The organism is Providencia heimbachae ATCC 35613, assembly GCF_001655055.1.
In the GTDB taxonomy this organism is placed as follows: domain Bacteria; phylum Pseudomonadota; class Gammaproteobacteria; order Enterobacterales; family Enterobacteriaceae; genus Providencia; species Providencia heimbachae.
Window position 1 is genome coordinate 1 of the sequence record NZ_LXEW01000037.1, and the last position, 21205, is coordinate 21205.

General features: G+C 39.4%; 15 protein-coding genes. 11 read left to right on the forward strand and 4 right to left on the reverse strand.

The genetic code is table 11. The features are described 5' to 3' along the window. The 5 genes from M998_RS19730 to aceK all read left to right on the forward strand — a co-directional run. The coding region (locus tag M998_RS19730) for a hypothetical protein (RefSeq protein WP_211272258.1) at positions 1 to 198 on the forward strand (198 nt) is incomplete at its 5' end. 463 nt (positions 199 to 661) lie between these two features. After that, entirely contained in the window at positions 662 to 1591 is a 930-nt protein-coding gene (gene metA, locus M998_RS12590; RefSeq protein WP_068437283.1) for a homoserine O-acetyltransferase MetA, read from the forward strand. 363 nt (positions 1592 to 1954) lie between these two features. Then, on the forward strand, positions 1955 to 3553 hold the full coding sequence (aceB, locus tag M998_RS12595) for a malate synthase A (protein WP_068909162.1): 1599 nt from the start codon (positions 1955 to 1957) through the stop codon (positions 3551 to 3553). A 53-nt stretch (positions 3554 to 3606) separates the two neighbouring features. Then, complete coding sequence (gene aceA / locus M998_RS12600) at positions 3607 to 4914, forward strand: isocitrate lyase (protein ID WP_068909164.1); 1308 nt, start codon at positions 3607 to 3609, stop codon at positions 4912 to 4914. Positions 4915 to 5021: 107 nt separating this feature from the next. Then, entirely contained in the window at positions 5022 to 6788 is a 1767-nt protein-coding gene (gene aceK, locus M998_RS12605; RefSeq protein ID WP_068909166.1) for a bifunctional isocitrate dehydrogenase kinase/phosphatase, read from the forward strand. Between the two features lie 45 nt (positions 6789 to 6833). On the opposite strand, the gene M998_RS12610 is transcribed toward aceK, so the two are convergent. Both M998_RS12610 and edd read right to left on the reverse strand, forming a co-directional pair. After that, positions 6834 to 7475, reverse strand: coding sequence for a bifunctional 4-hydroxy-2-oxoglutarate aldolase/2-dehydro-3-deoxy-phosphogluconate aldolase (locus tag M998_RS12610; RefSeq protein ID WP_068437295.1), 642 nt, complete (start codon positions 7473 to 7475; stop codon positions 6834 to 6836). Between the two features lie 26 nt (positions 7476 to 7501). Further along, complete coding sequence (edd, locus tag M998_RS12615; RefSeq protein ID WP_375342653.1) at positions 7502 to 9298, reverse strand: phosphogluconate dehydratase; 1797 nt, start codon at positions 9296 to 9298, stop codon at positions 7502 to 7504. Positions 9299 to 9662: 364 nt separating this feature from the next. Between edd and M998_RS12620 the strand changes: the two genes are divergently transcribed. The 3 genes from M998_RS12620 to M998_RS12630 all read left to right on the forward strand — a co-directional run bounded on the left by M998_RS12620 (position 9663) and on the right by M998_RS12630 (position 12561). Then, entirely contained in the window at positions 9663 to 10439 is a 777-nt protein-coding gene (locus M998_RS12620; RefSeq protein WP_068909169.1) for an N-acetylmuramoyl-L-alanine amidase-like domain-containing protein, read from the forward strand. 460 nt (positions 10440 to 10899) lie between these two features. Further along, positions 10900 to 11169, forward strand: a complete 270-nt coding sequence (locus M998_RS12625; RefSeq protein WP_231906671.1) for a helix-turn-helix domain-containing protein — start codon at positions 10900 to 10902, stop codon at positions 11167 to 11169. A 498-nt stretch (positions 11170 to 11667) separates the two neighbouring features. Beyond that, a complete protein-coding gene (locus tag M998_RS12630) occupies positions 11668 to 12561 on the forward strand; it encodes an N-acetylmuramoyl-L-alanine amidase (protein ID WP_068437306.1) in 894 nt (297 codons plus the stop codon). Positions 12562 to 12629: 68 nt separating this feature from the next. On the opposite strand, the gene iclR is transcribed toward M998_RS12630, so the two are convergent. Then, positions 12630 to 13460: a glyoxylate bypass operon transcriptional repressor IclR gene (gene iclR, locus M998_RS12635; protein WP_068437309.1), complete on the reverse strand. Its 831-nt coding sequence runs from the start codon at positions 13458 to 13460 to the stop codon at positions 12630 to 12632. Between the two features lie 208 nt (positions 13461 to 13668). Between iclR and metH the strand changes: the two genes are divergently transcribed. The 3 genes from metH (at position 13669) to M998_RS12650 (ending at position 19660) form a co-directional block, all read left to right on the forward strand. Beyond that, the gene (gene metH / locus M998_RS12640; RefSeq protein ID WP_068909171.1) at positions 13669 to 17355 is read left to right on the forward strand and encodes a methionine synthase; all 3687 of its coding nucleotides are present in this window, start codon (positions 13669 to 13671) and stop codon (positions 17353 to 17355) included. Positions 17356 to 17421: 66 nt separating this feature from the next. Next, positions 17422 to 18012, forward strand: coding sequence for a hypothetical protein (locus M998_RS12645; RefSeq protein WP_175403090.1), 591 nt, complete (start codon positions 17422 to 17424; stop codon positions 18010 to 18012). Between the two features lie 175 nt (positions 18013 to 18187). After that, the gene (locus tag M998_RS12650) at positions 18188 to 19660 is read left to right on the forward strand and encodes a tetratricopeptide repeat protein (RefSeq protein ID WP_068909174.1); all 1473 of its coding nucleotides are present in this window, start codon (positions 18188 to 18190) and stop codon (positions 19658 to 19660) included. Positions 19661 to 19706: 46 nt separating this feature from the next. Here the strand turns inward: M998_RS12650 and lysC are convergent, their stop codons facing one another. Then, complete coding sequence (gene lysC / locus M998_RS12655) at positions 19707 to 21083, reverse strand: lysine-sensitive aspartokinase 3 (protein ID WP_068909176.1); 1377 nt, start codon at positions 21081 to 21083, stop codon at positions 19707 to 19709. Between the last annotated feature and the right edge of the window lie 122 nt (positions 21084 to 21205).

A 21205-nucleotide genomic window follows, 5' to 3' on the forward strand; every position in this document is an offset into this window, starting at 1 on the left:
CCTGTTTTGCCGTTTGCTCTCGTGGACTTCACGGATAGGGCCTTGCCAATACGCAATACAGCAGACCCCTTTTCTTTATTCTTACCAAACCGTCTATTTTATTGTCTTATCACCTTGATTAAAGACATCGCTTTCTCGTCAGGGGATCTCGTTTTCCTGTGCACTCTTCACTTTATTCATTTGATCAATTTTATTTAATACCAATTTATGAAAGCTTATCTGACCTCTTTTATCGTTTGTTCTCGCGATTAACCGCCTAACCCACGGATATAACCAGCGGGCTTCTCTTGTTCTTATCCTCCCCCTTTCTATTTTCGCTTGCTTCCTTTGTTTTCCATCTAAACCTGTTAGCCTATCACCAGAAATAAATAGCAACCTTTAGATTTAAATTAAATTGATTTTATAGGGTGATATCGAGTGTCATGTAAAAACTGAGAATTAAATCAACAGTACTATGGGTAGAAATAAATAAAAAATATTAGATACTTATAAAACCTGTGTAAAATCATCAAATTATAAATTTGATAAACTTAAAGAATAAGCATAGCATTTTTGGTTATATGAAATTAATTCAACTAACCTTGAAAAGCTCGACAAGGTGGGTAACATTGGTTAGATTATTTAGCATTCTAGAAGTCTAAACGTATAAAAGGGATAAATGATGCCAATTCGTTTACCAGATGAGCTACCCGCTGTAAATTTCTTGCGTGAAGAGAATGTTTTTGTCATGACAACGACAAGGGCAAGTCATCAGGAGATACGCCCTTTGAAAGTGTTAATACTCAATCTTATGCCTAAGAAAATAGAAACTGAAAATCAGTTTTTACGGTTATTATCAAATACACCATTACAGATTGATATTCAGTTATTACGAATTGATCAGCGTGAATCCAAAAATACACCGACAGAGCATCTGAATAATTTCTATTGTGATTTTGATGATATTCAAAACCAAAATTTTGATGGCCTGATTGTGACGGGTGCGCCTCTAGGGCTAGTTGAGTTTACTGATGTTTGTTATTGGGAACAAATTGAAAAAGTAATCGCATGGGCGAAGAAACATGTCACCTCGACGCTGTTTGTTTGTTGGGCTGTACAGGCAGCACTTAAGATTCTTTATGGGTTACCAAAGTGGACAAGGGAAGAAAAACTTTCGGGTGTCTACCAGCACGATACTTTAGAGCCTTACGCATTATTAACACGCGGGTTTGATGCTTCATTTTATGCCCCCCATTCGCGCTATGCTGACTTTCCTGAGGCACTTATTCGCCAGCATACTGATTTAGATATTTTGGCGAGTTCTAGCGAAGCTGGGGCTTATTTATTTGCCTCAAAAGATAAGCGACTCGCTTTTGTGACAGGGCATCCTGAATACGATGGGGATACTCTTGCACTAGAGTATTGGCGTGATTTCAATGCAGGATTAACCCCGGATCTACCGTGTAATTATTTTAAGAATAATGACCCAAATAATGATCCTATTATTAGTTGGCGTAGTCATGGGCACTTATTGTTTTCTAATTGGCTTAATTATTATGTGTACCAGATCACACCATTTGATCTGAGTAATATGGATCCAACTTTAGATTAAAATGAAAATTAAGTACTGATATTTTTCATATTAACGAATTAATATTTAATTAATCTGTTAATTTATGGAAGTTATCTCTGATTTTCTCAGTAAGAGTAGAACCAAAGCCGCGACTAGATTGCGGCTTTTTTTGTTTTTGAGACAAACTAGCAATCTGTCAACGGACTTCTAATTATTTGATTTAACGAGTATTTAACATTTTAATTCTAAAAAAAGAAAATCAAGATTAAAAATAATAATAAATTATATTGTTTAATATCATCATGATACGTCTATTTTTAAATAAAATGGAAATCGTTTTTGATTTATTTTGTTTTTGATCCTATCCTTACTTCATTGCGAAACACGAATGAGGATTGATCAATGGAACAGCAGTTATCTATATCTGATTTAACATTTACTAAAGATATTAATCAGCAAGACAAAATAGTATTACATACTGATTCTATTGCTTTTCTTTCTGAGTTAGTTGAGGCGTTTCTTCCTCGTAGAGAATTGCTATTAAAGGAGCGAGTTGAAAAGCAGGCTATTATTGATGCAGGCTCGTTACCTAATTTTATTTCGGAATCAAGTTCCATTAAAAATTCAAATTGGAAAGTGCAAAATATTCCTGAAGATTTACAGGACCGCCGTGTTGAGATTACCGGGCCTGTTGAACGAAAAATGGTAATCAATGCCTTGAATTCTAATGTGAAAGTTTTTATGGCCGATTTTGAGGATTCTCTCTCGCCTTCTTGGGAGAAATTGATCGATGGGCAAATAAATTTAGGTGATGCGATTAGAGGTGAAATTTCGTATACCAACGAAAATGGAAAATTATATCAACTTAAATCAGATCCTGCGGTCTTGATTGCCCGTGTTCGTGGGCTTCATTTAGATGAAAAACATGTGCTTTCAGGGAATAAACCAATTCCAGGTGGGTTATTTGATTTTGCACTCTATTTTTTTAATAACTATCAAGCTCTACTTGAAAAAGGAAGTGGCCCTTATTTCTATATTCCAAAACTGGAATCTTGGCAGGAGGCTAAGTGGTGGAGTGATGTATTTAGCATGGCGGAAGATATCGTTGGGATCCCTCGTGGGACAATTAAAGCAACGGTTCTGATTGAAACACTACCGGCTGTTTTCCAAATGGAAGAAATTTTGTATCACATGCGTCATCACATTGTGGGACTGAATTGTGGGCGTTGGGATTACATTTTTAGTTATATCAAAACATTAAAAGAACATTCAGATCGAGTTCTACCGGATCGTCAAGTTGTCACCATGACTCAATCATTTTTAAATGCTTACTCACGTTTGTTGATTAAAACATGTCATCGACGCGGTGCTTTTGCTATGGGTGGAATGTCAGCTTTTATTCCAAGTAAGGATGCAGAAGAAAACCAAGCTATTTTAGCCAAAGTAAAAGCAGACAAAGAACTTGAAGCTAAAAATGGGCATGACGGTTCATGGATTGCACATCCCGGTCTTGCTGATACGGTAATGGATGTCTTCAATCAAGCCCTTGCTGATGGTAAAAATCAACTCAACGTAACACGTGATTCCGATGAAGAAATCACAGCAGAACAGCTATTACAGCCCTGTGAAGGTGAAAGAACTGAAGCTGGGATGCGAGCTAATATTCGCGTTGCCGTTCAATATATCGAAGCTTGGATTACGGGAAATGGGTGTGTACCTATCTATGGTCTGATGGAAGATGCGGCTACGGCTGAAATTTCTCGTACATCAATTTGGCAATGGATCCGTCATGGTAAATCGTTATCTAACGGTCAAAAAGTGACGAAAGAACTTTTCGAAGAAATGCTTGATGAAGAGTTACAGGTTATTCAAAAAGAGCTTGGCGACAAACGTTTCCAGAGTGGACGCTTTCGTGAGGCAGCTGAGTTGATGCGCAGAATAACGACACAGGATGAGCTTATTGAGTTCCTGACTATTCCTGGCTATCAGCTAATAGATTAATAACGATTACATAATTCGATAGACCCTACTTATTCTTATAAAGGAAGTTAACCATGACTACATCGCGCATAGACCAAATCTCTCAATTAGAAAATGAATGGAAAAAACCTCGCTGGAAAGGAATTACTCGCCCTTATTCAGCGGAAGAAGTGATAAAGCTGCGTGGTTCAGTCAACATAGAACACACCTTAGCGCGTAAAGGTGCAGAACGTTTCTGGGCACAATTGCACGGTGCATCAAAAAAAGGTTATGTGAATGCATTAGGCGCACTGACGGGAGGACAAGCATTACAGCAAGCTAAAGCAGGGATTGAAGCTGTTTATCTCTCTGGCTGGCAAGTCGCTGCCGATGCAAATACAGCATCCAGCATGTATCCTGACCAATCTTTATACCCTGTTGATTCGGTTCCGTCGGTTGTCGAAAAAATTAACAATACCTTCCGCCGTGCAGATCAAATTCAATGGGCCAATGGGATTGGTTCAGATAATAAAGAGTATATCGATTTCTTTTTACCTATCGTTGCTGATGCTGAAGCTGGATTTGGTGGCGTATTAAACGCATTTGAGTTGATGAAAAATATGATTGAAGCGGGTGCAGCAGCTGTCCACTTTGAAGATCAACTAGCAGCTGTAAAAAAATGTGGCCATATGGGGGGCAAAGTTTTAGTTCCAACCCAAGAAGCGATTCAAAAGCTAGTTGCAGCACGTTTAGCTGCAGATGTTTCAGGGGTACCAACTATTCTTATTGCAAGGACAGATGCAGATGCTGCTGATTTATTAACATCAGATTGTGATCCTTACGATACCGAATTCGTGACGGGTGAACGCAGTTCTGAAGGTTTTTTCCGTACTAATGCAGGCATTGATCAAGCTATTAGCCGTGGATTAGCCTATGCGCCATATGCAGATTTAGTCTGGTGTGAAACTTCAAAGCCTGATTTAGAGGCTGCACGTCAATTTGCTGAAGCTATTCATGCGCAATATCCGGGTAAGCTATTAGCTTACAACTGCTCGCCATCATTCAATTGGAAGAAAAATTTGGATAATGCCACGATTGCGCGTTTCCAAGATGAATTGTCAGCAATGGGTTATCGTTTTCAATTTATTACATTAGCGGGTATTCACAGCATGTGGTTCAACATGTTCGACCTTGCTCATGCTTATGCTCAAGGAGAAGGTATGAAGCATTATGTTGAAAAGGTTCAAGAATGTGAGTTTGCTGCGATGAATAAAGGCTATACCTTCGCTTCTCACCAACAAGAAGTGGGAACGGGTTACTTTGATAAGGTGACGACGGTTATTCAAGGTGGTACTTCATCAGTGACAGCATTGACAGGTTCGACGGAAGAAGAGCAATTTTAGTTTAAACTGTATTACCCGCTTTATTGTTACCTGGTGTATTTGTTGGTTTGGTGTATCTGTTAATTTTCAGGCACTTTTAAGTGCCTGTTTTTTTGTTGGGGGATAAAATGACATTAGTGACTGAACAGATAATTGCCCAAACAATTTTACAAGGATTTGACGCTCAGTATGGTCGATTTTTAGAGATAACATCAGGCGCTCAGGAACGCTTTGAGCATGCTGATTGGCATGCTATTCAACAAGCTATGAAACAAAGAATACAGCTCTATGATCACCATGTAGGATTAGTTGTTGCACAGCTTAAATGTATGGGGCTAGTACAAACATTAACACCGAAAATGCTGTCACAAATTAAACAGGTTTACGTGACATTATTACCGAGCTATCCACGGTTTGAAATTGCAGAAAGTTTTTTTAATTCAGTTTATTGCAGGCTATTCCAACATAGAGATCTGACACAGGAAAATTTATTTATTTTCACATCGCAGTCTGCGAGGCGTTTTCGCACTTTACCTAGGCCTCTTGCTCGTGAGTATAAGGTGACTGGAAATTTGTCGAGCGTATTGTATTCAATACTTAACGGATTATCACTAAGATTACAATGGCGTAATTTATCTTTTGATATTCAATGTATTATTGAAACTTTAAAATTTAAATTTCCGAATATAGAAAAACAAAGTATCAGCTTACATGTTGCTAATGAGCTTTTTTATCGTAATAAAGCAGCGTGGTTAGTTGGAAAAATATATATTGGCAATGAAGTATTTCCTTTTTTATTACCCATCCACCATGATGATAAAAAAAAGGAAATTTATGTGGATACTTGTTTAATTGAGTTTGATGAAGCGAGTATTGTCTTCGGTTTCGCCCGATCTTATTTTATGGTTTACGCGCCTTTTCCGGCAGCATTAGTTTTTTGGTTGAGAGAGATTTTACCGAGTAAATCGATTGCTGAGTTATATATGGCGATTGGCTGCCAAAAACACGGAAAAACAGAATATTACCGTGAATATCTGGCTTACATTAATTTTTCACGTGAACAGTTCGATATAGCGCCTGGTGTAAGAGGGATGGTTATGCTGGTTTTTACCTCCCCTTCTTTTGATCGTGTTTTTAAGATAATTAAAGATAAATTTGCACCTCAAAAAGAGGTGACTAAAGCACGAGTTCAAGAATGCTACCGATTGGTCAAAGAGCACGACCGGGTTGGGCGTATGGCAGATACCCAAGAGTTTGAGAATTTTATCATTGATAAACGCTTTATCAGTGATGACCTTATGACTGAATTACAAGCAGAAGCATCATCACAAATTGAAGATCTTGGGGATAAAATCTTAATTCGCCATTTGTATATGGAGCGAAAAATGATCCCGCTGAATATCTATATGGATAGCGCTGATGAAACACAGCTGCATCGAGTATTAGACGAGTATGGCTGTGCAATTAAACAGTTAGCCGCCGCAAATATATTTCCGGGTGATATGTTATTTAAAAATTTTGGCGTAACACGTCATGGACGCGTTATCTTTTATGACTATGATGAAATTTGTTATATGACTGAAGTGAATTTTCGTGATATTCCGGAGGCTTTATACCCTGAACAGGAACTCTCTGCGGAGCCTTGGTACAGCATTGGTGAGCAAGATGTATTTCCTGAAGAGTTTGCTTTATTTATCTGTCAGGATTCTAAAATACGTCACTATTTACACCAAAATCATGCCGATATTTTTTCAGCAACTTACTGGAAAAGCTTGCAAAACCGGATCCTAAGTGGTCACGTAGAAGATGTTTTTGCTTATCACCAAGCATTACGCTTTTGCCAGCGTTTTGATGAACCTGTTGATAACGAAATAAATCATAGTATTGCTAAATAGCAGGTAATCTAACAATGTTCTACCTGCTATTTCATCTAGGTAATATTACGCTTTAGCACCTTGAATGGCTTCTTGGGCGAGTTGTGTGATTTTTTCATAGTCACCATTTGCTAATGCATCTTCGGGGACTAGCCATGAACCACCGATGCATAGCACACTGTTGAGTGCTAAGTAATCACGATAGTTTGCAAGTGAAATACCGCCTGTTGGGCAGAATTTAACTTGCGAGAATGGACCCGCAATGGCTTTGAGTGCTTTGACGCCACCATTAGCCTCTGCGGGGAAAAATTTGAATTCTTTTAAACCATATTTCATACCCAACATTAGCTCTGATACTGTTGAAATGCCGGGAATTAAAGGGATCTTTCCTTTGGTTGCTGCATCGAGTAACTCTTCTGTAAGCCCAGGACTAATCGCAAATTTAGCGCCCGCATCAGTCACCGCAGAAAGTTGTTGCGGATTAATCACCGTGCCTGCGCCGACAATCGCATCGGGAACTTCTTTAGCGATTAAACGAATGGCTTCAATGGCACATTCAGTGCGTAGTGTCACTTCGAGTACTTTAACTCCGCCTTTCATTAGGGCTTTAGCGAGTGGTACTGCTTGTTCAAGTTTTTTAATCACAATGACTGGGACAACTGGGCCTTGTTTGAGTATATCTTCAGCGGCTATTTTCCAATTATTCATAATTTATCCTATTAAACGGTAATGGGTTAAAAATCGATGCTGCAAGCACCTTCTTCAGCACCTGATAAATGTCTTCTCAATGCACCAAATAATTCGCGACCACATCCAATACGTTCACGACTAAGATCCGGTTGATAAGATTGGCGCTGTGCCAATTCTTGTTCATCAACCAACAATGATAACTCACCAGTTAATGCATTTACTCGGATAATATCGCCATTGATCACTTTTGCCAGTAACCCACCCTTGTAGGCTTCAGGTGTAACATGGATTGCGGAAGGAACTTTACCTGACGCGCCAGATAAACGCCCATCGGTGACTAAGGCAACTTTATAGCCTCTATCCATTAATACCCCCAGAGGTGGCATCAATTTATGAAGTTCTGGCATACCATTTGCGGTTGGACCTTGGAAACGCACGACAATAATGCAATCACGATTAAGTTCCCCCGATTCAAACAAAGGGGCGATGTCATTTTGATTATTAAAGACGATAGCGGGGGCTTCAATAATTTGATTTTTTTCCGGAATCGCAGAGGTTTTCATTACTGCTCGACCTAAATTACCTGAAAGTAATTTAGTGCCGCCATGGGAGGAGAACGGTTGATTAATATCCGCGATCACACTGCTATCATAGGTGTTTTTTGTGCCCTCACGCCACGCTAACTGCCCATCGTTTAGCCATGGTTCTAAGGTATAACGTGACAGCCCAGTCCCCGCAACGGTTTGTACATCTTCATGTAAGAGGCCTTTTGACAGTAATTGTCTAATTAGAAGAGAAACGCCACCTGCGGCTTGAAACTGATTGATATCCGCTTGCCCATTGGGGTAGATTCGGCAAATTAGCGGCACAATGGTGGACAATTCAGAAAAATCATCCCAATTGATCATAATGCCTGCAGCTCTGGCTATCGCGACAAGATGCATCGTTAAATTGGTTGAACCACCAGTGGCAAGTAGTGCGACGATGCCGTTAATAATAACTTTTTCATCAACGAGGTGGCCGATAGGTAAATAATTACCTGATTGCTCTGTTAAGCGTGTGATTTGACGAGCTGCGGCATCGGTTAATGCTGTACGTAAAGGGGAATCAGGTTGAACGAACGATGAGCCTGGTAAGTGAAGTCCCATGACTTCCATAACCATTTGATTCGAGTTAGCGGTACCGTAGAAAGTACAGGTTCCGATGCTATGATAAGATGCGGATTCCGCTTCTAGCAAAGCATCTCGGTCTACTTTTCCTTCGACATAAAGCTGGCGGATCCTAACTTTCTCTTTATTCGGCAGCCCTGTTGCCATCGGCCCAGCAGGAACAAATAAAGCGGGTAAATGACCAAATGACAATGCACCAATCATTAAACCGGGTACGATTTTGTCACAAATACCTAAATAGAGTGCACCATCGAACATATTGTGAGACAGGCCTATTGCAGTGGACATTGCAATGACATCCCGACTAAGCAGTGATAACTCCATCCCATCTTGGCCTTGGGTCACACCATCACACATAGCTGGAACGCCGGCTGCGACTTGCCCAATAGCACCCGCCTCAAGTAGAGATTTTTTCAATTGTTCAGGATAATTATCATAAGGACGATGGGCTGAAAGCATGTCATTGTAGGCGCTAATAATAGCAATATCAGAACGCGTCATACTTTTAAGTATTTGCTTTTCTTCACTCTGACAAGCAGCAAAACCATGAGCAAGATTACCGCAGGCAAGTTCAGCTCTATGCACGGTCTGACTTCGAGCGAGCTCAATTTTATTGAGATAAGCTTCACGCGTTTTCACAGAGCGGCGTATAACCCGTTGGGTAATACGCATTATATCGTCATTTATTTTTGGAGAACTTGCCACTGTTGAATTGTTATTGCTCATGATAATTGCTCCACAAAGAAAATAATGTCGTTGCACACAGCTTTGGTTGTGCAGGAATTAAATTTCTATTCATTTTGTTAATTATATCACCAATGTTACCGGTAACATTGTTCAATGAAAATGAAACAGTTGCAATGATCAAAACAAAGATTCCAATCTAACTGTGATCTGTATCAAGATTGGTTCGCCACACTTTAAAGCCCATCAATCCGCCTTATCCACATTATTTACAGTGTATGGTGATGAATTTATCGGGGAAAATAGAGTCTATGAGTGTAGTCGTGGATAAATAGAGATAGGAAGAAATTATATGCTTAAGAGACTATGTGCAGCCGCCATTTTATTAACACCTCATTTAATGAGTGCTGAGGCTGTTTTAACACCAGGTTCTTATTCTATTTTGGAACGTGTGTTAGTGGGGAGCAAAGGGGCTCAACCGGAGCAAAAAGTAAAAATAATTACACAAGAATTATTAGGAACACCATATAACGATAATACTTTGAATATGAATTACTTATCGATAGAGAGATTGACGATTAATTTGAAGGCAATGGATTGTATGACCTTTATCGAATATGCAGAAGCTTTCAAACATGCTGAAAATTATGAACAATTTTTATTTTATCTTGCAAATACTCGCTATATCAATCAAGACGTTTCTTTTAGCCAAAGACGCCACTTTTTTACTGATTGGGCTCAGGAACCCGAAAGTATTGCTGAAGATATTACAACACGCATTAGCCCTCATACGATAAGGGTTCAAAAAGAGTTAAATAGGGGGAGTAATGGAGAGTTGTTTTTATCGGGTGTTGACGTTAAAGATAGGATTATAAACTATATTCCATCTGGTTATGTCGATAAAGACGTTATTGAGTTATTAAAAACAGGAGATTACATTGGGATATACTCTAATAATAAAGGGTTAGATGTAACGCATGTGGGTATTGTGATCCGAGAAAATAACAAGGTTATATTTAGAAATGCTTCATCATTACGAAATAATTTTGAAGTGAGTGATATCGAACTAGAAAGATACTTGCAGAGTAAAGTGGGTATCATTGTTTTAAGATCTAAAATAAATAATTAGACAGATATAAACTTATTTAGTGTTTTTAAGTAAACCGTTAATGTTGTTTATTTTGGATAGGGAGTTCATCGCGCCCTGCAATTACTATTGTAAATAGATAATAAGACTAACCTATATTATTTTAAAAAATAAAATTTAGTATGGAAAAATTATTTTATGTATATTTTTTTAGTTTCTATTTATTTCAGTACTTATTTAAAGTGTAAATGAATATGAAATTATCGAATGGATCAATAGCTATAGATATTTATACCGATTAAATGCAATTTTTAAAAATTAGTTATAAAGCAGAGTATTACAGTATAAATAATATCAGAGTCTCTTTTTATTATCGCAAAATGATATGATTGCCTATCAATTGTTATTCTTTGATTGCTCATAACTATTTTAAATGTAACGGATTAATTTTATAATGAATAATACTAGCTAGATTTTAATTTTTTTATTTAGGAGGATGTCTATGCATATACCAGATAAAAAAAACATTTATGCATTACTTGGCAATCATTTACGTAAAGCAAGGGTTAGCAAAGGCTTATCTGGAAATGAATTAGCGACAATTATTAATCTAAGTCAGCAACAAGTCTCACGTTATGAACTTGGTATTAATAAGCTTAGTTTAGAGAAATTGATTGAAATCGTTATTTTTTTAGATATTGATATTAATGATATTACTAATCTTATCGTAAAACAGGTAGAACATGAAAAATCTGTATATAGCATTGATTAATAGGTAATAAGTATGAATCCTCTGTTATTTGGTGAACAATTTAAACTAGATTGCTAAATTAATTGTAAATATCCAACCTATTAAGTAAGCAAATTGAATAAATTAAAATCATAAAAACAGCCGTGAGTACAACTATTACGAGTGGTTAAAGTAAAAACATTTAAACACTATTGTAATTGTTTTTAGTTTAATTGATGAAATGAAAAGATAATTTCATCAATTAAAAAATTTCATACCAATAATAAATTAGTGATACAACAAGTCATTATTGATATTTTATTATGCTGATTTTTTAAAAATGCATAATAAATGTAAGCTATAATTTAATATTATATGTATCAGAATTTACTAAATCTCTGTTTTTCTCCTATTATTTACTCCCTACACATTAATATTCTTAAAACCTATATCACCAAATACTCTACCTTTTTATAGTGTTGTCTAAAGTAATATGGTTAAATCAACAGCGATTAAAAATAGAATAAGGGCATTACTGGCATGTACAAGATTATAGGAATATTGTTCGTCTTTTTACTTGCTGGTTGCTCAACGCCATCATCACAAACAGGTTATTATTTAGACCATAGCAACGTATCAAAAAATACCAGCGAGCGTATTCAATATATTGTTTTGCACTATACGGTTTCAGATGATGATTATTCCATTTATTTACTAACGAAAGGAAAAGTCAGCTCCCATTACTTACTTCCAAGTAAACCTCAACAGAGGAACAATCTACCAGTTATATTACAACTTGTGCCTGAGCAATTAAAAGCATGGCACGCTGGGGATAGCCGCTGGCTTTATCATACAAGTTTGAATGATAGTTCAATTGGTATTGAAATTGTGAATTCAGGCTATCAAGTAGACAAGCAAGGCAATAAAAGCTGGGCTCCTTTTAATGATGAGCAAATTGATGCGCTTGTTCCGTTAGTGAAAGATATTATGCAGCGTTACAATATTCCTGCCGAAAATGTCATAGGCCACAGTGATATTGCTCCGCTTCGCAAGCAGGATCCGGGTAGGGCATTTCCATGGCAACGATTATCACAGCAAGGGATAGGTGCATGGCCTGATCCTAAGACGGTATCTAAATATTTGGCTGGACGTAATGTTAATGAGCGAAGCAATGTTTTGCAGCTACAAAAAGCGCTTAAATTTTATGGATATTCAGGGATCCCTCTGTCAGGAAAATTGGATGTAGAAACACAAAAAACGCTCCGTGCGTTCCAATTGCATTTTCGTCCCCGTGATATTGATGGATTAGCTGATGCTGAAACAGAAGCCATTGTGTTGGCTTTAATTGAAAAATATCGAAGCATACAGAAGTTTAGGGATTTTCAACGCAAAAGCCAGCCAGATCATATCTATTCGAATCAGCAGGGCGATTAAGTGAGAGTGCGGGGCATTCCCGCAGTCTCCAAATCATTTATTTTTATATCGCAGTCATAAAGAATTAGTTATCGGTTTGCACCATATTCACGGCTAATTTCTTTGGCGGCTTTGATGACCATCGCTCCAAGCTCTGTGATACGATCGTCGGTAATGCGTGATAAGGGGCCTGAAATAGAGATAGCGGCAAAGGCTTCTTTGTGCTCATCATAAATACAGGCACCAATACATCTTAAACCTAGCGCATGTTCCTCGTCATCATAAGAAAATCCTTGTTTTTTAGCTTGTTGCAAATTTTCTTTTAATGCAGAGGGATTCGTAAGGGTGTGAGGTGTATAGGCATGTAACCCTTTACGACCTAGCAGTGGAATGAGCTTATCTTCTGATAGATTAGCAATGAAGGCTTTGCCTGCACCGGAAGCGTGTAATGGTAGTTTACCGCCGATTGGCGCAGACATTCTCATTAATGCATTACACTGAACTTGGTCAACAATGACCGCGTCATATTCGCTGTGGTCGAGGATCGCCAAATTAACCGTTTCCCCTGATTCATCCATTAAGCGACGTAATATTGGATGCACTAATGCTAATAAATTTCGGCTTTCAAGGAAGCTACTACCAATGATAAATGCGTGAGATGCGATAACCCATAAGCCTAAATCCCCTGTTTGTCGGACAAATCCATGTTGTTCTAGGGTCATTAAGAGTCGGTGTGTGGTTGAATTCGGCAAGCCAGCTTGCAGTGCTAAATCCGTTAGCGCTATCCCACCGGTTGATTCAGAAATGTATTCCAGAAGCGTCAGTCCTCGACTTAATGATTGGACTTGCCCTGCTGCTGTAGCGCCACTTGCTGGCCCTTTCGCCTTTTTTATTTTTTTAGTAATTGGTGCAGTCGCCATTAAGTCTCTCCTGACTGGAATGTATTTTTGTTTCTATTATGAATGATTTCACCTGAAAATACTCATCTGATCAGTGAGAAATTAGATCTAAGGCAACCTGAGAAACTCTCATCATTGAGACAAATGTTCTCACTAAAAGTTGTGATAGGATGTAAGTGGTAAAAATTTAACTTATTACTCGGGATCCCGATTTCAGGAGGGCAGTGCAGTGTCCAGTAAAATCAATAAATTAGAACAAGAATTAACAAAACGAATTTTAGTACTGGATGGGGCAATGGGGACAATGATCCAACGCCACAAATTAACAGAAGAACAATTCCGTGGTGAAAGATTTGTTGATTGGCCGAGTGATATAAAAGGCAATAATGATCTTTTGGTGTTAACTCAGCCTGAAATTATTCGAGATATTCATAATCAATATTTCGAAGCGGGCGCAGATATTATTGAAACAAATACCTTTAACTCCACACCGATAGCAATGGCGGATTATCGGATGGAAGGGTTTTCCGCAGAAATTAATGAAGTAGCAGCGCGTATTGCTCGCGAGTGTGCGGATGAATGGACGCGTAAAACGCCAGAACAACCTCGTTATGTCGCGGGGGTTCTCGGCCCAACAAACCGCACGGCTTCTATTTCCCCTGATGTTAACGACCCTGCTTTTCGAAATGTGACCTTTGATTTGCTGGTGGCAGCGTATCGTGAATCGACTCGAGCATTGGTGAAAGGCGGCGTCGATTTAATTATGATCGAAACTATTTTTGATACCTTGAATGCAAAAGCTGCCGTTTTTGCGGTAGAAAGTGAGTTTGAAGCCCTTGGGGTTTCTTTGCCTATTATGATTTCTGGGACGATCACGGATGCCTCTGGTCGCACCCTTTCAGGCCAAACCACCGAAGCGTTTTATAATTCGTTACGTCATGCACAGCCAATTTCATTTGGTCTTAATTGTGCCTTGGGGCCTGATGAATTACGCCAATACGTTTCTGAATTATCACGGATTGCGCAGTGCTATGTGAGTGCTCATCCTAATGCCGGCTTACCAAATGCATTTGGCGAATATGATCTTGATGCGCAAAATATGGCCGGGCAAATTCATGAGTGGGCACAAGCAGGTTTTTTGAATATTGTTGGGGGCTGTTGTGGCACCACGCCGCTGCATATCAAAAAAATGGCAGAAGCGGTGAAAGGCGTCGCCCCTCGTCAACTTCCTGCATTACCGGTTGAATGCCGTTTATCAGGGCTTGAACCCCTTAATATTGGCGAAAAATCATTATTTGTTAACGTGGGTGAAAGAACCAACGTAACCGGGTCTGCAAAATTCAAACGCCTAATAAAAGAAGAAAATTACCAAGAGGCTCTTGATGTTGCTCGTCAGCAAGTTGAAAGTGGCGCACAGATTATTGACATCAATATGGATGAAGGAATGCTGGATTCCAAAGCTGCAATGGTGCGTTTTCTTAACTTAATTGCAGGTGAGCCTGATATTGCACGAGTACCGATTATGATTGACTCCTCTAAGTGGGAGATCATCGAAGCGGGTTTAAAATGCATTCAAGGCAAGGGAATTGTTAACTCTATTTCGATGAAAGAGGGGGAAGCCGCTTTTATTGAACATGCCAAATTAGTGCGTAGATATGGCGCTGCCATGGTGGTGATGGCTTTTGATGAAATTGGTCAAGCGGATACCCGTGAGCGAAAAATTGAAATCTGTCGCCGTGCTTATCAAATTTTGACAGAAACCGTTGGCTTTCCACCCGAAGATATTATTTTTGACCCTAATATTTTTGCTGTTGCGACTGGAATTGAAGAACACAATAACTATGCTGTTGATTTTATTGAAGTCTGTAAAGATATTAAACAACAACTACCCCATGCGATGATTTCGGGTGGGGTGTCGAATGTGTCGTTTTCATTTAGAGGAAATGACGCTGTTCGCGAAGCTATTCATGCTGTCTTTTTGTATTACGCGATCCGCAATGGCATGGATATGGGGATTGTTAATGCAGGCCAGTTGGCCATTTATGACGATTTACCTTCAGAGCTAAAAGATGCGGTTGAAGATGTTATTTTAAATCGTCGTGATGACAGCACTGAACGTTTATTGGAACTGGCAGAAAAATACCGTTCAACAGGATCAGAAGAGCAGCAAATACAGCAAGCGGAGTGGCGCAGTTGGGAAGTGGAAAAGCGGTTAGAATATGCTTTAGTAAAAGGCATTACCGAGTTTATTGTTGAAGATACGGAAGAAGCACGCCAGCGAGCGGCTAGCCCAATAGAGGTGATTGAAGGGTCGTTGATGAATGGCATGAACGTTGTCGGGGACTTATTTAGTGAAGGAAAAATGTTTTTACCTCAAGTGGTTAAATCCGCTAGGGTCATGAAACAAGCCGTAGCCCATTTGGAACCCTATATTCAAGAATTAAAACAATCTGGTCGCAGTGCCGGAAAGATTTTATTGGCGACGGTAAAAGGGGATGTTCATGATATCGGAAAAAATATTGTGGGTGTTGTTTTACAGTGTAACAACTATGAGATCATTGATTTAGGCGTTATGGTTCCCTGTGAAACTATTTTGAAAACAGCCCGTGAACAAAATGTCGATATCATTGGTTTATCTGGACTTATCACACCTTCCCTTGATGAAATGGTGCATGTTGCCAAAGAAATGGAGCGACAAGGGTTTACCTTGCCACTGTTGATTGGTGGCGCGACAACATCCAAAGCGCACACCGCGGTTAAAATAGAACCCGCTTATATTAGTGGCCCAACCACTTACGTGCAAAATGCATCACGAACAGTAGGCGTTGTTTCTGCGCTACTTTCGGCGAAACAAAAAGACGAGTTTGTGGCACGAACACGTCGTGAATATGAAACTGTACGTCTACAACATGGGCGTAAAAGACCAAAGACTCCCCCCGTTTCCCTTGATATTGCAAGAGCGAATGCGGTTAAAATTGATTGGGAAAATTATCAGCCACCAGTGCCGAACTTCTTAGGTGTCCAGCAGGTAGAAGCCACAATTGAGACTCTGAGACACTATATCGATTGGACACCCTTTTTCATGACATGGTCATTGGCGGGTAAATATCCACGCATTTTAGACGATGAAGTCGTCGGTGTAGAAGCCCGTAAATTATTGCGTGATGCGAATGATATGTTGGATATGCTAGATAAAAATAAGCGCCTGGCACCAAAAGGAATTTTTGGTCTTTTCCCTGCCAATAATACGGGTGATGACGTGGAAATATATACCGATGAAAGCCGTAGTGAGGTGTTAAATATTGGTCTTAATTTACGTCAACAAACCCTGAAAACAGACTTCCCAAATTATTGTTTGTCTGATTTTATTGCCCCAAAAAATAGCGGTAAAGCCGATTATATTGGCGCATTCGCTGTCACGGGGGGATTAGAAGAGGATGCGCTAGCAGAACAATATGAGAACGCCCATGATGATTATAATAAAATCATGCTCAAAGCCCTTGCAGATAGGCTGGCAGAAGCATTTGCTGAATATTTACATCAACAGGTTAGAACCCATTATTGGGGGTATGCAGCAGATGAAAAACTGAGCAATGAAGAGCTTATCCGTGAAAATTATCAAGGTACTCGACCTGCTCCGGGTTATCCGGCCTGTCCTGAACATACTGAAAAAGAAAAAATTTGGCAGTTATTGGATGTCGAAAATCAAGTGGGTATGAAATTGACAAGTTCATTTGCGATGTGGCCAGGTGCAGCAGTATCGGGTTGGTATTTTAGCCATCCTGATAGTAAATATTTTGCAGTGGCGCAGTTGCAAAAAGATCAAATTGAAGATTATTCCAAGCGCAAAGGGATGTCGGTTACTGAGCTTGAGCGCTGGTTAGCCCCTAATCTAGGTTATGATCCTGAATCATAATGAATAAGTGGATTGATTTTTCATGCATTAGGCACCATCTTATCCATAAGACATTAAAGGGGTCCAATGATGAGTTATGAATTTATTATTGAAGATGAGTTGCTCTCAACAGCCGTTTTTCCTTATCAGATTCAAAATAGTGCCGCACCTAGTACATTTATGATGAGTGAGGATGCGGTGAGTGCCATGATGAGTATTTTACAAATCATGGATAAGCTTGATACAGACGATTCACTCGATGAACATTGTTTTAATCAAATCTGGCTAAAGAGCGAGCTAACACCTGCTCGAGCTGAAGAAATCTATTTATTTCTTGAAAACCAAGAAGTAATGGAACCGGCTCCTTCTGAGGAGGAAATTGCGGCTTTTCACCAAGCTCAGCAAGATGAAGACAAATTGTTGTCTCAACCGAGTACTAAGGCGGGAATGATCCCAGTGCATAAGTTTGCGACTAATGATGGTTGGTTGGTCACTGCAAAAGAGAGTGAATGGATTGCCGAGATTTTTTCACCTGAACTGGTGAGTGAAAACCATTTTGTGGTTTCTCAAATTTCAGAGCTTTGTCATATCAGTCATAAAAAATTGGAGTTACTACTGATTGAGTGGGGTAAGTTTAACTTATTTGCCAGTAAGCACGGCGGATATCGAGTTAATTAGTCTATTCTTGTTATGACCATAAATTCAGGTGGATTCGAATTAAATATTTAAATTCGAATTGCCTGAATTTTTTTATTTATCTTATCCAAATAAGTCTTTTTAAGCTTGCAGCCCTTATGATTTTTTCATTGGAATGCTATGTTATTAATATAATTCCAATGAATGGATTGAAGTAATGAAATTACAGTCTCTACTATTAAGTCTTTGCATCGGCTGTGTACCTTTAGTACAAGCAGAGTCTGTAGAGACGAACCAAGTAAAAGAAAAATCTCAGACCACTTCTACGCAAATAAAACAAAATAACCTTCCTGCTGAATTTAAAAGTAAAATAATCCAAGCATCGAAGGGTGATATTGAAGCGATGATTGATGTGGGTATTGCTTATATGGATGGCACTGAATTTTTAGATGCTGACAATAAAATGGCTTATCAATGGTTTAAAAAAGCTTCGGATTTAAATAATACCGACGGTGATTATTACTTAGGGATGTTGGCACAAAATCAGGAAAAATACATAGAGGCAGAACGCTGGTATCGAAAAGGGGCGGAAAAAGGCGATGCTTATTGCCAGTATGCGATGGGTTTCTTGTATGAACGAGGTTTGGGTGTAGAAGAAAATTATCAGCAAGCGAAGGCATGGTACTCAGAAGCCGCAGAACAAGAGCAATCACAAGCTCAATTTGCCCTAGGTTTATTCTATCATGATGGTTTAGGGGGCGATGTTGACTACCAAAAAGCGCGGGAATGGTATGAAAGAAGTGCCACGAACGGTGTCTCTGCTGCGGTAAATAATTTAGCCGTGATGTATGAAAATGGTGAAGGGGTGGAACAAGATGAAGAAACCGCCATTTATTTATATCGCCAAGCGGCAAATATGGGCTCTGCCATTGCCCAAGTCAATATGGGTGACTTTTACCAGCAAGGCCATCCTTTAATCGAAAAGAATAGTTACCAAGCGATATATTGGTACAAAAGGGCTGCTCAACAAAATAATGTTTCAGCTCAACTTGCAATTGCAAGGGCATATGAGCAAGGTGATGGCGTTGGAGAGGACTCAGCGGAAGCATTTATATGGTATGAACGAGCTGCACTCAATGGGTCGTCAGAAGCTGGGATGAAAGTGGCTGAATTCTATGAAAACGGATCGGGTGGGAAAAAACAAGATCGTGCTAAAGCCATTGAGTGGTATAGGGATATGGCCAACGATGAGGTGATTGAAGCGCAACTCAAATTAGCATCTCTTTTTGCCGCTAGTGAATTAAAAGATGTGGATATCAAAAACGTGATCCATTGGTTACAGTTGGCTGAAAACGATAATATTAGTGCGAAGAATCAGCTCGCTATTTTTTATTTAACTGGCACAGGCGTTGAAAAAAATCCACAAAAAGCACGAGAATTGCTTGAGTCTGCTGCCTTTAAAGAAAATAGTGATGCTCAAAATAACCTTGCGGTGATGTATGCAAGAGGGGTCGGCGGCGATAAAAATATTTTCCGTGCAGTGATGTGGTTTGAGCGCGCAGTGACGTTAGGTAACGGCCGAGCGAAGCAAAATTTAACTTTACTTCAAAAGGTAAAGGGGGTTAAAGGCTCAATGTTGCAATACACCGATAATGTTCAAGCGTCACTGAGAAAAAGTCATCCGTTATAATACCTAAAACAAAGGCGATCTTTAAGATCGCCTTTGTCCATCATGATCACTCAAATAAATTGCTATGCAGCGTGCGTACAATTTCTTCGGCGTCATTGCCCGGTACAAGCAGGCAGATATTATGGCTGCTAGCACCGTAGCTTATCATCCGAATATTAAATGATTCCAAAGCACCGAAAATTTGTCTGCCGAGACCATTAACTTGAGAAAGCTCGTTACCAATGATCGCCACGAGTGCAAGGTTTTCTTCGACTTCAACTCGACAAAGAGCGGACAACTCAGTCATTAATGCATTGGTCAGTAAGCTACCGTTGGTGCCAGTTGAACCTGTAGTATCCAAGGTTAATGCAATACTGACCTCGGATGTGGTGATTAGATCCACTGAGATATTGTGACGCAATAAAATAGTAAATATTTCTGCGAGAAAGCCACGTGCATGCAGCATTTTTAGGCTATGCAGGGTCAATAATGTTTGTTTGCGACGTAACGCCAGCGCCCTAAATTGTGGTGGATTGGTGGTTTTATCACAAACAATCGTCCCGCCATCTTCTGGTGCTTTACTTGAACCGACAAATACAGGGATCCCAGCACGAACAGCGGGTAATAAGGTGGCTGGATGAAGAATTTTCGCACCGAAAGTGGCCATTTCTGCCGCTTCATCAAAAGCAATTTCATCAATACGCTGTGCATTAGGTACCACGCGAGGATCCGTCGTGTATATCCCGGGCACATCAGTCCAGATATCAACACGGGCAAAATTTAAAACTTCGGCAAGTAGTGCTGCGGTATAGTCACTGCCTCCTCGCCCTAGTGTAGTTGTACGCTCTTTTTGGTCACGACCAATAAACCCTTGAGTGATAACCACTGCATCTTGTAAGCGAGGCAATAATTGTTGTTGTGCTAACGCTTTTAGTTGCACAAGGTCGGGTTCAGCACGACCAAACTTATCATCAGTTCTCATGACTTTACGGACATCAAACCATTGTGAGTTGGCATTGCGTTGGCGAAGAACTTCAACAAATAAGAGTGTTGACATTAATTCGCCATGGCTAACCATTTCATCGGTTAATGCATCAGAGGTTGCCAATGAAGCCGAATCCGCCAAATGGGCAATATTGTCTAATAAGCGATTGATTTCTTCTCGAATAATTTTCGCAGTTTGCAGGTTGTCAATGATAGCATATTGAATATTTTTGACTTTTTGTAGTAGCTCATTGCGTTTATCAATGTCACACCCTTCAGCTAGCTCAATCAATAAATTGGTAATTCCTGCAGATGCAGAAAGAACCACGACGCGTACATTACGGTTAGAAAGTACAACGTCAGCGCTTTTATTCATTGCTTCGAAGTTGGCAACGCTTGTTCCGCCAAATTTAGCGATAACAAATTGATTACTGTCTGATGAAGCCACTACTGTATTCATGATATCAATCCCTTTAAATAGACCTATTTGCTCTCAAGATAGTTGTTAATCCCAATAGGATTCGAATTATAGGCCAGTAGTCAGTGAGGCTACCCCGTCTTTCCTGTAACTTGAAGTATTGC